This is a genomic window from Kitasatospora sp. NPDC093550 (assembly GCF_044764985.1).
In the GTDB taxonomy this organism is placed as follows: domain Bacteria; phylum Actinomycetota; class Actinomycetes; order Streptomycetales; family Streptomycetaceae; genus Kitasatospora.
Genome location: NZ_JBIWJF010000029.1, coordinates 50,944 through 64,521 on the forward strand (window position 1 = coordinate 50,944; position 13,578 = coordinate 64,521).

The window sequence follows — 13,578 nt, forward strand, 5'->3', positions numbered from 1 at the left end:
GGTTCAGGGGGCGTCGTGGCGGTGGGCGGTGACGAAGTACGGCTGGACCTTGCCGCTCTGCGCGTAGTCCTTCAGCCGGACCAGCAGCTCCGCCCAGGTACCGGCCACCGCCGGGACGCCGTCCTCGCTGCCCGGCTGCCAGCCGCCGTGCCGGAACAGCAGCCGGGTGCGCTCGGGCGCCCCCGGCTGCTCGGCGAGCTCCCAGCTGATCCAGGTGCCGGCCCAGTGCGGTGGGAAGGCCCCGGCGTTGGTCCACACCACCCGGTCCTCGTCGGCCCGCTCCACGCGGAGCCGGAAGGGCTCGGGGACGTCGGGGAAGTCGAACAGCAGGACGTCCTCCTCCCGGTCCACGGCGGTGGTCCACCAGGAGGTCAGCCCGTCGTGCGTGGTGAGCGCGGCGAGGACGACGGCGCGGGGCGCGGCGATGTCGAACTGCAGGGCGATCTCGGGCATGGGGTCGGCCTTTCGGGACCACGGCGGTGCTACCGCCACCATGGCACGACCCCCGGGCCCACGCGCCCCGGAGGACGCCGGCCCGGGGGTCGTCCCCGCTGTCCGGTCGGGCCGGTCAGCCGCCGCTGCCGTACGTGGTGTTCGCGCAGATGTCGTCGTCCGCCGAGCGGGCGTCGTTGGTGACGGTGGTGGGCAGCGGCTGCGGGGCCGCCGGCACACCCGGGGTGGCACCGGCCGTCCCGCTGGGCGAGCCCGCGCCGACGGTCGCCGCGAAGTCCTGGCCGACGATCACCGAGATGCCCCGCGAGCTGCCGGAGGCCAGCTCGGCACCCGGGAACAGCGCGGCGATCTTCTCGGCGTTGGCCTTCTGCCCGGTGCCGTACTCGATCGTGGTGGTCTTGTACTTGGTGCTCGCCGCCTGGCCCGCCGTGGTGGCGCTGAACTTGGCGGCCTTCAGCTGGTCGGTGCCCTTGCCGGCCAGGCCGTTGACGACGGTCCCGTTGTAGACCGACACCTTGATCGCCGCGTTGGAGGCGTCCCCGACCGGCGCGGCCGGGGTGGTCGGCGCGGGCGGCTGCGGTGCCGCGCCGGTGCCGCTGCCGGCCGCGTCCGGCTGCTGACCGGTGGCGTTCTGGCCGTCGATGGTCTGGTCGGCCTTGAGGGTCTCCCAGAGCTTTCCGGCGTCCGGCTGGATGAGGTCGATGTTGGAGTCCTGCGTGCGGTAACGCCAGGGCGCCGTCACGAACTTGAGGTCGTGCATGTCGATGTTCTTCATCGACAGGCCGAAGGAGAGCAGCTTGTCCGCGGAGTTCAGCCCGGGGTCGACGGTCAGCGACTTGGTGGCCGCGTCGGCCAGCGGCAGCAGGTTGGTCGGGCTCAGCCCGTCCTTCTTGATCTTGCTGATGAGCGAGCTCATGAAGGCCTGCTGGCGCTTCATCCGGCCGATGTCGGAACCGTCGCCGATCCCGTGCCGCAGGCGCACGTAGTCGAGCGCCTTCTGACCGTCCACGGTCTGCTTGCCCTGGGGCAGGACGAGCGCGCCCTTCTTGTGCAGATTGGGGTTGATGTCCCCCTCGTAGATCGGCTGCGGCAGGCAGATGTCCACGCCGTTGACGGCCTTGGTCATCGCCGCGAAGCCGTTGAAGTCGACCACGATGGTGTGGTCGACCCGGATGCCGGTGAGCTTCTCCACCGTGTTCTGGGTGCAGGCCGGGTTGCCGTCGTCGCTGCCGCCGGTCGAGAAGGCCGCGTTGAAGAGGTCGTTGTTGCCGCCCTTGGTCCATTTGCCGTTGGGGAGCTTGCAGGACGGCAGCTGGACCATCGCGTTGCGCGGTATCGAGATGCCCACGGCGTGCTTGTGGTCGGCGTACACGTGCAGCAGGATCGTGGTGTCCGAGCGGGCGCCGCCGTCCTCGCCGCCGCCGAGGTCGGCGTTGTTCTTGCCGCGGCTGTCCGAGCCGATCAGCAGTACGTTGACCGGCTTGTTGCCGTCCGCGTCGGCCTTCGCCTCGGGCGGGCGGTCGGCGGCTATCGCGTCGGCGTCGAAGGACTTGATGTTGGCGTTCAGCTTGAAGTAGATCGCGCCGCCCGCACCGGCGATCAGGACCAGCACACCGGCCGCCGACCAGGCGACGATCTTCTTGACGTTCTTCTTCGGCTTGGCGTTCTTGCGCGCCGCCGCCCGGCCGCCGCCGGAGTCGGCCCTGCCGCTGCCGCGGCCGCCCTTGCCCTGGGCGGCGGCACGGCGGGCTTCCGCCCGTCCGCCGCCGCGCGGCCCTGGTACGGAGCCCGTGGCGCCTTCCGTGCTGGGCGCGTCCGCACCCCGCGCCGGGCTCTCGCCCCTCCGACCTGACATGCGCGTACCTTTCACCGACGGAAGCGACGCCCCGGACGATCTGGCGCACCGCACACAGAGAGACGGCCCGAACCGTTCCCCAGGTTGCACATACGACCGTCAGCATCAACCGACGATCGTGGCTTCCGATCATATTTTGGCCCGACCCGATCACCGACCTCCGGTCTCCCGGCAGCCCCTCCGACAACCGGGCGACCCCGGGGCAGAACACCCGAAACCGGCCGATTCCGGCGTGACTTACGCCACTGCGGAGCTGAGGGTGCGGGCGGATCCGGGGTGGGTCAGAGCCAGCCGCGGCGGCCGGCGAGGAGGCCGGCTTCGAAGCGGCTGCGGGCGCCGAGGCGGTCCATGAGGTCCGCCATCATGCGGCGGACGGTGCGCAGGGAGAGGCCGAGGTGCTTGCCGGCGGCCTCGTCGGTGTAGCCCTGGCCGAGCAGGCGGAGCAGTTCCTGCTCCTGGCGGGTCAGGCCCTGTTCGTCGCGCTCGCGCGGGGCGCCGAAGGGGGTGGCGTCGGCCCAGGTCTGCTCGAACAGCGAGAGCAGGGCGGTGATCACGCCGGGCGAGGAGATCTGCACCGCGCCCTTGCGGGTGTTGGCCGGGTCGATCGGGACGAGGGCCACCCGCCGGTCGATGACCATCATCCGCAGCGGCAGCGCGGGCACCGTCCGGACCTCGCAGCCGAGCCCGGTCAGCCACTCGGCGTGCTGGACGGTGGCCCGGTCCTTGCGGACGCTGTCCAGGTAGACCGTGCGCATCGCCACCCCCCGGGCGAGCAGTTCCTCGTTGCCCGGGCGGCTGGCCTGGAGCGAGGCCGCGGACTGGGCTCCGCCGGGGTTGAAGGTGAGCAGCTCGGCGCAGACCGAGCGGACCAGCTCGTCCAGCCGGGCCTGCACGGTGGCGAGCCCGATCAGCCGCTCCAGCTGGCTGTCCTCCCGGGCCGACTCGTCCCGGTACTCGGCGAGCAGGTTGGTGATCGCCGTCTGGCGCCGCTCGAACTCCTGCTGGGCACGCTGCTGCACGGACTCGTAGTGGCGCAGCAGGGCCGGCAGGCCGACCCTGGGGTCGACCGGCCGCAGGCCGCCGGGGAGCTCGCCCGGCAGTTCCTCGGAGGGCCGCAGCAGGCGGAGGTCGGCGAGCTGGTCGAGAGCGGCTCGAACCCTGCTCTCGGCGAAGCCGAGCTCATGGGCGAGGCCCTTGGCATCCAGGTGATGATCGGTCAGCATCAACCGGTAGACCGCCTGCGCGGCGTCGTCGATCTCGTCCGTCATCGGCGCACCACCCCCGCAGTCCGTCCCCCCGACCGGCGACGTCGGCCGGACAAGTCGCCGCCTGATCATGCCAGGGTGGACCGACCGGGACAACCGTCGGTGCCCCCGCTTTCCGGCCCGCCCACCGTTCGGCGCGGGAAAGGTAATGGAATGGCAATGGCACCATCGTGCCAGGGCGATCTTCCTGCCGTCCCGAACACCTTCCGGTACCCCACGGCGTGCAGCAGACTTTCGGTTGTCGGGGAGCCGCGAGCTCCCCGGCCGGGCCCGCCAATGACCGCGGACCGCCCTCACCGGCGGTCGACCGACGCGGCTGCGGAAATGCCCGGCCGACGCTTCCGAAACCGTGCTCGTCCTGGGGGATTCCATGCTTTCTTGCCGCAAGTTCGCCTGTACCGCCGCCGCCGCGATCGCCCTGGCCTGTGGCGTCCTCGCCGGGTCCGCGCAGGCGGCGACCGGCCACGGGCCCACTTCCGGCCAGAGCGCCACCGCCTCGGTGTCCACCGCGCTGGCCCACCTCGCCGACAAGGTCCACACCCCCCGGCTCACCGACGTGCCCGCCATCGACACCCCGGGCGACTGGCGCTGGGAGTGACCGGCAAAGCCGCCGACACAAGCCCCACATGACGTCTCCTCACCGAACACCGGCCGACGGGCAGCCAGGCCGGACGGTGACGGACCCCCGGTGGAGGCGGGCGGCCGACGGACCCGTTCCCGGCCGCGCCGCCGCCCGACCGCCGTGGCGCCCCGGGGTGTCACCGCCCGCCGCCCGCCCCACCCGGACGGTCACGGCCGGGGCAGGGGTCGGGGCGTGGTCGGGGGATCTGGTCAGGCCGCGCTCCGGGCACCCTGGTGGCACGCTCCGGGCGCGCTGGCAAATTGAATGTGCAACAAACCCGTCAGGAGCGACAGTGCCGGTTATCGAGCCGATTGTGCTGAACTTCTTCGGCATCGAGGTCGGCCTCGTCCGGGCCGACCGCGACGAGATCTCGTTCCATTTCGGTCCGCACCTCGCAGGGATTTCCCAGGACCCCGACCAGCTGCGGGTGGAATTCTCCGGAGCCGCCGGAAAGGGCGACCCGGGCGATTTCCTGGTCCGCCGCAGCGACGGCACGCCGTTGCTGCGGCGGCCGTTCCGGGGCTGGGGCAACGTGCCGCCGGCCGTACCGCCGTTCGCCGCGCTGCAGGACCGGTTCTGCCTGGCCCCGGCCGTGGTGCTGGCCAGGGGCGGGGCCACCGTCGCCCTGCTCGGCGGGCCGTACTCGGAGCAGGCGAACGTGGCCGCCGCGCTGGCCCAGCGCTCCTGGGAGTTCGTCTCCGGCCGGCTGCTGGTGCTGGACCGCCGCAGCGGCCACGTGCTGCCCTACCTCGCGCCGCTGGAGGCGCGCGGGGCGGCCGCCGCCCGGCTGCGGCGGGCCGGGCTGCCGGAGGGGATGTGGCGCACGGTCGCCTCGCCGATCGGCGGCGAGGTGCTGCTGGTGCGCCCGGAGTGCCTGGGCCCGGTCGTCCCGGTGCGGGCCCGGCTGGCGCCACCGGCGCTGATCCGGCTGTGTCGCAGTGCGGACGAGGAAGTCCGGCTGGCACCATGGGAGTTCACGACCCAGACTTGGCCGGCCGGATCGGCCGGTCTGCTCGCCGGGGCGCCGACCCACTGCCTGCACCTACCCGGTGCGGGCGGGGCGGAGGAGGCGGCGGGCCTGATCGATCACGCAATGACCAAGGAGAAGGACGAGTCGTGCCTCGACGTACCCGCTATGCCATCGGCGCACCGTGCTGGGCTGACTGCATCACTCCCGATCTGAACGGCAGCCGGGAGTTCTACGCGGCGCTGTTCGGCTGGGAGTTCGTCGCCGAGTCGCCGGACTACCAACTGGCGGTGCTGGGCGGGGAGATCATCGGCGGCTTCGGCGCCGCGCCGGCCGGGATGCCGCCCGGCGCGGTGTGGAACATCTACCTGGCGACCAAGGACGCGGACCACAGCTGCGCGCAGGTCGGGCGCAGCGGCGGCCGGGTGGTGATGCCGCCGGTGCCGGTCGGGGCGAACGGGCGGCTGTTCCTCGCCGTCGACCCCTCGGGCGCCGCGGTCGGCTTCTGGGAGGGCAGCCGCGCCGAGGGCGTGGTGCTCGCCGACGAGGCCGGCACGATCAGCGGCCACGAGCTGCGGGTGCCGCTCGCCGCCACCGCCGAGTCCTTCTACGGTGCGGTCTTCGGCTACCGGCTCACCCCCGACGGGGAGTTCGAGCTGGACGGGGTCGGGCAGGCCCGGGTGGTCGAGAGCGACCAGGGCCGCCCGCAGTGGCTTCCCCACCTCGGCGCGCTCGACCCGGCGGAGACCGTGCGCCGGGCGGTGGAGCTGGGCGCGCGGCTGGTGCGGCCGGGCCGCGAGGAGCCGCCGGTGCTGCGCGACCCGTGGGGCGCCGAGTTCGGCGTCGTCGCGGCGCCGGCGGGCGGCGGAGCCTGACGGAAGGGCCCGGCCGAGGGGACCGGGTCCTTCCGTCGTCCTCACGTGGTCGTCCTCACGCGGTCGGGCCCACGCGGTCGGCCCCACGCGGTCGGCCCCACGCGGCTGTCCTCACGCCGCCGTCCTCACGCGGTCACAGCGCCTTGACGGCCGAGGCCAGTTCGGGCCGGCCCTTGATCGCCAGCTTGCGGTAGATCCGGCCCAGGTGGGTGTCGACCGTGCGCTTGCTGAGGCAGAGCCGCTCGGCGACCTCCAGGTTGCTCAGCCCCTGCAGGACCAGTTCGGTGACCCGGCGTTCGCTCGGGGTGAGCCGGACCGGGCCGGCGTCCCGGGTGCCGATGGCGGGGCCGCGGTCCTCGGCGGGTCGGGGGCGGGCGTCGCCGCCGGGCAGCGGGTCGGCCGCGATGGTCCGGGCGGCGGCGGGTTCGCCGAGCACCTGGTACGTCTGGGCGGCGTGCGAACGCCAGGGCACGCAGGCCGGGTTGGCGATGCCGCGGGCGGCGAGCTGGTGGCCGCACTCCAGGAAGAGGCGCAGTGCCTGCTGGTGGTCGCCGCGGTGGGCGGCGAGCAGGCCGCGGGCCTCCAGGACCACGGCGCGCAGCAGCGGGTGGGCCTCGGCGGGCAGGTCCACCTCGGCGAGGCCGGTGCCGTCCACCGGCAGGCCGCGGCGCAGCCGGGCGCGGACGACCAGGGCCCGGGCCGCGCCGGCGAGTTCCTCGGCCCGGACCCGGCAGGCCAGCTCGGCGGCGTGTTCGGCGTCGGCCAGGGAGGCGTCCAGCCGGCCCTGGCGGTGGGCGATGTCGGAGCGGGCGAGCAGGGCGAGGGCCAGTTCGCCGCGGTGGTTCCAGCGCTGGGCGGAGCGGACCGCGCGGCCGGCCCAGGCGGCCGCCTCGTCCAGCCGTCCGGTCCAGGCATAGGCCATCGCCGCGCCGAGCACCTCGACGCCGGCCTCGGCGGGCGAGACCCCGCGCACGCTGCGGGCCGCCAGTCGGACGGCCGTACGGGGCAGTCCGCCGGCGGCGGCGGTCGCGGCCAGGGCGCCGAGCAGGGCGGGGGCGGAGGCGGCGGCGGGGTCGGCGCGCAGGGCGGCGACGGCCGGTCGCAGCGCGGTGCGCCGGCCGGTCAGCAGCGCCTGGGCAGCGAGCGGCAGCAGGAGCTCGCCGGGCGCCGCGGCGGTGGCGGCGAGGGCGTGGGCGGCCTCGGTGAAGGGGACGGTCGCCGTGCCGGAGGAGCTGAGGGCCAGCACCGGGCCGGTGAACGGCCGCAGCAGCCGGGCCCGTTCGACCGGGTCGGCGACGGTGGCCAGGCCGGCGGCGCAGCGGGCGGCGGCGGAGACGTCCCGGTGGAGTTCGACGGCGCCGAGCTGCCCGGTGAGCGAGCGGACCGTCTCCGGGTCGGTGGTGTCGGCGAGGGCGCGCTGCAGGTAGCGGGCGGCGTCGTCCCAGTGGCCGTCGGCGGCGGCCTCCCGGGCGGCGGTGCGGAGCACCGGGACGGCCCAGTCGAGGCCGGTGGTGCCGGAGGACATCAGGTGTTCGGCGGTGCGCCCGGCCGGGGCGCCGAGCCGGGCCAGCAGGGCGGCGGCCCGCTCGTGCAGGGCGACCAGGATCCGCGGGTCGGTGCGGGCCAGGACGGCGGTGCGGACCAGCTCGTGGCGGAAGGTCTCCGGCGGGCCGGGTTCGATCAGGTCGGTGCGGCGCAGCGCCTCGCGGGCCTCGTCGGCGAGCAGTTCGCCCTGGCCGGCCAGCAGGGCGGCGGTGGCGAGGTCGGCGTCGGCGCCGAGGACGGCGAGGCCGGTGAGCAGTTCGGCGGCCCGGGGGTGGCTCTGCCGCAGCCAGCTGAGGGTGGTGTCGGCGAGGGTGCCGGCGCCGATCCGGCGGACGGTGTCGAGGTCCGGCGAGCCGGGGGATATCCGGGCGGCGACCAGGCGGGCGGTGAGCTCCTCCAGCACCAGCGGGTTGCCGCGGGAGAGGTTGTGGCAGACGGCGGCCAGTTCCGGGTCGACCGGGGCGTCGAACTCCTCGGCGACCCGCTCGGCGACGCAGCTGTCGCAGAGCGGTCCGGGGGTGACGGTACGGGCGTGGCCGAGCGCGCCGAGTTCGGCGGCCAGCGGGTCCTCGGCCTCGTCGGCGGTGGTGGCGAGCAGCGCGACCGGCAGGCCGTCGAGCCGGCGGGCGAGGTAGGAGAACCAGTGCCGGGACTCCTCGTCGGCCAGGTGGAGATCGTCCACGGCCATCACGACGGGCGTCCGGGAGGTCAGTGAACGGGCGGCGTGGAAAAGGCTGTTGAGGACCCGCTCGCGGCCGTTCCCGGAGCTTTCCGAACGCTCCGGGATCGCCTCGGCGAGAAATTCCCCGCCGGGGAATTCCGCGACTTGCGCCGGATTGCTTGACATGCGCATGATGGGGTCGAAGAGCTGGCGCACCACCCCGTACGGAAAGTCCCGCTCGTTGTCGTGACATCGGGCCCGCAGCACCACCGCCTCGCCCGGCATGCGGGCCAGCGCGGCCCGCAGCAGCGCACTCTTGCCGACCCCCCGCACGCCCCTGACCAGCACCACCGCCGGTCGGCCGGCACCGGCCCCGGCCACCGCGCGGGCCAGCTCGGCCAGCTCCTGCTCACGGTGCAGCAAAACTCCAGTAGGCAACGCAACCCCCGTCGGTACCCTCGTGCGGACCCACCAGTATCGCCTCCCCCACCCGGCTGTCAACGCGCCGGACGAATACGTACGGCGCTACGTACCGGCGCCGCGGAATACGTAATTCCCGGCGATGCGTATATCGATCGGCCGCTCGAATATGCAGTATGTACAGCTGTTTTGACGGCGTGTTCAATATCAGCAACGGACTTGTGAACACAGGGGGATGACTTATGGAGCGACCGCGGCTCAAGGCCCATTTCCTCACCGAGACGGTGGACGACAAGGTCTTCCTGCTCGGAGAGGGACAGGACTACCTCGTCCCGGGGGCCGCCGCGGTGCGCCTCCTGCCCTACCTGGACGGACGGCGCACCGTCGCCGAGATCCTCCAGGAACTGGGCGGCACGGTGCCGCTCGGCCAGGCGCTCACCGCCCTGCGCCGCTACGAGGCGGCCGGGCACCTCGCCGAGGGCCGGCCCGACCTCCCGGACCACGTGCTCGCCTACTGGGACGCCCAGGGCGTCGACCCGGCCGTGGCGCTGGAGTCCGCCCGGGCCACCGAACTGCTGGTGCTCGCCCTCGGCGACACCACCGCCGCGACCCTGGTCGACGCGCTCACCGCGACCGGCCTGCGGGCCCGCCCGGTGACCGAGGACGAGGCCGCCGGCGCCGGCCCCGACACCATGGTCATCGCGCTCACCGACGACTACCTGCACCCGGTGCTGGAGCGGCTCAACACCGCCCGCCTCGCCGACGGCCGCGCCTGGATGCTCGCCAAGCCCACCGGCACCGCCCCGTGGCTCGGCCCGCTGCTGCGCCCCGGCGAGACCGGCTGCTGGACCTGCCTGGCCCAGCGCGTCAGCGGCAACCGCCAGGTCGAGCGCTACCTGGCCGGCAAGCGCGGCGAGAGCGTGCCGTTCCACCCGCTGCGCGCCGCGATCCCGGCCGGCCCGGCGACGGCCGCCCAGCTGCTGGCCGCCGAGACCGCCCGCACCCTGGCCGACGCCTGCTGCTCCGCGCTGGCCGGCACCATGGTCAGCCTCGACCTCAACACCCTGCAGACCACCGAGCACACGCTGGTCCGCCAGCCGCAGTGCCCGAGCTGCGGGGACCCGGCGCTGCTCACCGAGCGCAGCCCCAAGGTCGTCCTGCAGCCCAGCCCCGCCCGGCACACCACCGACGGCGGCTACCGGGTGCAGGCCCCGCAGTTCACCTACGACCGGCTGAAGCACCACATCAGCCCGCACCTGGGCGCGATCACCCGCCTCGGCGCGCACGAGGACACCGGCAACGGGATCACCTACAGCTTCACCGCCGGCCACAACTTCGCCATGGTCAACGACAACATGGACCTGCTGCGGCGCAACATGCGCGGCCAGAGCGGCGGCAAGGGCCGGTCCGAGATCCAGGCCAAGGTCAGCGCGATCTGCGAGGCCATCGAGCGCTACTCGGCGGTCTGGCGCGGCGAGGAGCCGGTGGTGCGCGCCGCCTACCGCGACCTCGACCCGGCGGTCGCCGTCCACATGGACGCCCTGCTGCAGTTCTCCGAGGCCCAGTTCGAGGGCCGCGCCGCCTGGAACGCCGACCCCAACCACCGGCTGCACCTGGTGCCCGACCCGTTCCCGACCGACGTCGAACTGGACTGGACCCGCGCCTGGTCGCTCACCCACGACGCCGAGCGGCTCATCCCCTCCGGCTACGCCTGGTACGGCCACCCCGACCTGCAGCAGCACTTCTACTGCGTCGGCGACTCCAACGGCTGCGCCAGCGGCAACACCCTGGAGGAGGCGATCCTGCAGGGCTTCTGCGAGGTCGTCGAGCGCGACGCCGTCGCCCTGTGGTGGTACAACCGGCTCGCCCAGCCCGAGTTCGACCTCGACTCGCTCAACGACCCGTACGTGGACACCATGCGCGCCTTCTACGCCTCGGTGGACCGCGAGCTGTGGGTCCTGGACATCACCTCCGACCTCGGCGTGCCGGTGTTCGCCGCCGTCTCCCGGCGCAAGCACGCGGTCGAGGACATCATGGTCGGCTTCGGCGCCCACCCGGACCCGCGGATCGCCGCGATCCGCGCGCTCACCGAGGTCAACCAGTTCCTCCCGTTCGTCGACCGCCGGGACGAGGACGGCAACACCCTCTACCGCACCGACGACCTGGAGACCCTGGAGTGGTGCAAGACCGCGACCGTGGCGAGCGAGCCCTGGCTGCTGCCGGACCGCGAGCAGGCCGCCAGCACCCTCGCCGACTTCGCCCCGCTCGTCGGCGACGACCTGGCCGGCCACGTCCGGGACTGCGTCGAGCGCGCCGCCAAGGCCGGCGTCGAGGTGATCGTGCTCGACCAGAGCCGCCCCGACCTCGACCTCAGCGTGGTCAAGGTGATCGCCCCCGGCATGCGCCACTTCTGGCGCCGCCTCGCTCCCGGCCGGCTGTACGACGTCCCGGTCCGCCAGGGCCGGCTCGCCGCGCCGCACACCGAGGAGCAGCTCAACCCGAAGAACGTCTTCTTCTAGGAACGGCCGGGTGCTGACACCATGACCACCGCTCTGACCACCGATCCGACCGTCGCGGCGACCACCGACCCGGCCGCCGCCCCCGACGGGATCCACCTGCCCGCGACCGCCCGCACGGTCCGCCGGCTGCGGCTGCGCCCGGACGGCGCGTTCGCGCCGCTCGGCCCGCGCGCCGTCCGGCTGACCGCGCCCGTCGGCGCGCTGAACCTGAACGACCTGGCGGCCGGCGCCCTGGAGGCCGTCGCCGCGCTGGCCGCGGGGGAGCACACCGAAGAGGAACTGGCCGCCCTGGTGGCGGCCCGGGACGGCGACGCCGGGCTGCTGCGCTGGCAGCTGACCCGCCGCCGGCTCGGCACCACCGGGCTGCTGGAGCACTCCGTCCACCTGGTCACCGACACCGCCGACGAGCCGCTGGCCCGGCTGCGGCCGGTCGGCCGGGGCGCCGCCGAACCGGGGCCGACCCCGGACCCGACCGGGCAGGTGAAGCTGTCCCGCTTCGCCTCCGCCTCGGCCGAGGACGGCGCCCTGCTGGTCCGCGCCCCCGGCAGCCCGCTGGCCGTCCAGCTGACCGCCCGGGCCGCCGGACTGCTGGCCGCGCTGGCCGGCTGGACCAGCCCCGCCGCCCTCGCCCAGCTGCCCGGCGGCCTGCCGCTGGACGCCGTCCGGCAGACCCTGCGGCTGTTCGCCGCGGCCGGCCTGCTGGCGTACGGCTCCCCCGGCGCCGAGCCGGAGGCCGAGGAGCAGCGCTTCGCCCAGTGGCAGGCGGCCGACCTCGCCTTCCACTCCCGTACCCGCCGGCCCACCACGGTCGCCGGGTACGGGGGCACCTACCGCTTCGGCGACCGGTTCGCACCGGAGCCGGCCTCGCCCTCGCCGTTCCCCGGCCCGAAGGTCGCCCTGCCCGTCCCCGACCTGGACGAACTCGCCCGCGCCGACCGGCCGTTCACCGAGGTGCTGGAACAGCGCCGCTCGGTGCGCGACCACGACGAGCAGGCGCCGATCACCCTGGAGCAGCTCGGCGAGCTGCTCTACCGCAGTGCCCGCCGGCGGCAGACCTTCACCGGCGGCGACGGCCAGGAGCTGGCCGACCGGCCGTACCCGAGCGGCGGCGCGGTGCACGAGCTGGAGCTGTACCCGCTGGTCACCTCCTGCGCCGGCCTGGAGCCGGGCCTGTGGCACTACGCGACCGACCGGCACGAGCTGGAGCTGGTCAGCGAGCCGAGTCCGGCGACCGCCCAACTGGTGGCCAGCGCCCGCGAGTCCAGCCTGATGAAGGCCGACCCGCAGGTCGTGCTGCTGGTCACCGCGCGCTTCGGCCGGGTGATGTGGAAGTACGAGACCGTCGCCTACCCGCTGATCCTCAAGCACGTCGGCGCGCTCTACCAGACCCTCTACCTGGTCGGCACCGCGATGGACCTCGCGGTCTGCGGCCTCGGTGGCGGCGACGCCGCCGACTTCGCCGCGGCCAGCGGCCTCGACTTCTTCACCGAGGGCACCGTCGGTGAGCTCGTGATCGGCAGCCGGCCCCCCACGCTGCGCCAGGACGTCGGCGTCCCACGGAGAGAAGCCAGAAGATGAAGTTCCGTTTCAAGGCGCTGCAGCGGATGCGCGAGCCGGACGAGCTGGACTCGCCCACCCTGCTCGCCGCACCGCGGGGCTGGATCGCCCTGTTCGTCGTGATGATCACCATGGCCGCCGCGCTGCTGTGGACCTTCGCCGGGAACATCCCGATCACCGTCGACGCCCCCGGCCTGCTGACCCGCCCGCACGGCACCGCGATGATCCAGAGCCCGTTCGGCGGGATGGTCCGCACCGTCCTCGCCAAGCCCTCCGACCAGGTCAAGCAGGGCCAGTCGGTGGCCCGGGTCGAGGACGCCGAGGGCCACAGCCGGGAGATCACCAGCCCGTTCGGCGGCCGGGTGGTCGGCCTGTCCGTCACCGACGGCCAGGTCGTCGCCCCCGGCTCCCCGGTGGTCTCGGTCGAGCGGATCGAGGACCCGCAGGAGGGCATGGTCGCCATGGTCTTCGTACCGGCCGCCCACACCGTCGGCCTGGAGCCGGGCGACCAGGTGGACCTCAACGTCTCCACCACCCCGGCCGGCGCCTTCGGCCTGCTGCGCGGCACCGTCAGCTCGGTCAGCCCGTACGCGCTCACCAAGGAGGCCGTCTCCGGCCTCGTCGGCGGGGACCTCGCCGCCCAGCGCTACCTCGGCAAGGACGCGCCCCGGCTGGTGGTGGTCGAGCTGAAGCCCGACCCCAACACCCCGAGCGGCTACTCCTGGACCTCGCAGAGCGGCCCGCCGAACCCGCTGGGCACCCAGGTCGCCGTCACCGCGACGATCAACGTGGGCCGGCAGACCCCGTTCAACCTGATCCTCGGCCGCTGAGGGGGCTCC

General features: G+C 74.1%; 10 protein-coding genes. 6 read left to right on the plus strand and 4 right to left on the minus strand.

From position 1 onward, the window contains the following. Positions 1–3 precede the first annotated feature (3 nt). The 3 genes from ACIRD3_RS33060 to ACIRD3_RS33070 form a co-directional block, all read right to left on the minus strand. On the minus strand, positions 4–453 hold the full coding sequence (locus tag ACIRD3_RS33060) for an SRPBCC domain-containing protein (RefSeq protein ID WP_402223931.1): 450 nt from the start codon (positions 451–453) through the stop codon (positions 4–6). A gap of 115 nt (positions 454–568) precedes the next feature. Beyond that, entirely contained in the window at positions 569–2,308 is a 1,740-nt protein-coding gene (locus ACIRD3_RS33065) for an LCP family protein (RefSeq protein WP_402223933.1), read from the minus strand. Between the two features lie 281 nt (positions 2,309–2,589). Continuing rightward, positions 2,590–3,576, minus strand: a complete 987-nt coding sequence (locus ACIRD3_RS33070; protein WP_402223935.1) for a LuxR C-terminal-related transcriptional regulator — start codon at positions 3,574–3,576, stop codon at positions 2,590–2,592. 367 nt (positions 3,577–3,943) lie between these two features. On the opposite strand from ACIRD3_RS33070, the gene ACIRD3_RS33075 reads away from it, so the two are divergent. From ACIRD3_RS33075 to ACIRD3_RS33085, 3 genes are all read left to right on the plus strand, one after another. Continuing rightward, a complete protein-coding gene (locus ACIRD3_RS33075) occupies positions 3,944–4,171 on the plus strand; it encodes a hypothetical protein (RefSeq protein WP_402223936.1) in 228 nt (75 codons plus the stop codon). A 337-nt stretch (positions 4,172–4,508) separates the two neighbouring features. Beyond that, on the plus strand, positions 4,509–5,378 hold the full coding sequence (locus ACIRD3_RS33080) for a hypothetical protein (RefSeq protein ID WP_402223938.1): 870 nt from the start codon (positions 4,509–4,511) through the stop codon (positions 5,376–5,378). Continuing rightward, complete coding sequence (locus ACIRD3_RS33085) at positions 5,312–6,037, plus strand: VOC family protein (RefSeq protein ID WP_402223940.1); 726 nt, start codon at positions 5,312–5,314, stop codon at positions 6,035–6,037. Before ACIRD3_RS33080 ends, ACIRD3_RS33085 begins: the two co-directional genes overlap by 67 nt. Before the next feature lie 133 nt (positions 6,038–6,170). Here the strand turns inward: ACIRD3_RS33085 and ACIRD3_RS33090 are convergent, their stop codons facing one another. Continuing rightward, entirely contained in the window at positions 6,171–8,666 is a 2,496-nt protein-coding gene (locus ACIRD3_RS33090; RefSeq protein WP_402223942.1) for an AAA family ATPase, read from the minus strand. 239 nt (positions 8,667–8,905) lie between these two features. Between ACIRD3_RS33090 and ACIRD3_RS33095 the strand changes: the two genes are divergently transcribed. The 3 genes from ACIRD3_RS33095 to ACIRD3_RS33105 are packed head-to-tail and all read left to right on the plus strand — an operon-like array spanning position 8,906 to position 13,569. After that, positions 8,906–11,182: a TOMM precursor leader peptide-binding protein gene (locus ACIRD3_RS33095; RefSeq protein ID WP_402223943.1), complete on the plus strand. Its 2,277-nt coding sequence runs from the start codon at positions 8,906–8,908 to the stop codon at positions 11,180–11,182. A 21-nt stretch (positions 11,183–11,203) separates the two neighbouring features. Further along, on the plus strand, positions 11,204–12,760 hold the full coding sequence (locus ACIRD3_RS33100; protein ID WP_402223945.1) for a SagB family peptide dehydrogenase: 1,557 nt from the start codon (positions 11,204–11,206) through the stop codon (positions 12,758–12,760). After that, positions 12,757–13,569: an HlyD family efflux transporter periplasmic adaptor subunit gene (locus ACIRD3_RS33105; RefSeq protein ID WP_402223947.1), complete on the plus strand. Its 813-nt coding sequence runs from the start codon at positions 12,757–12,759 to the stop codon at positions 13,567–13,569. The genes ACIRD3_RS33100 and ACIRD3_RS33105 overlap by 4 nt, the downstream gene beginning before the upstream one ends. Positions 13,570–13,578 lie beyond the last annotated feature (9 nt).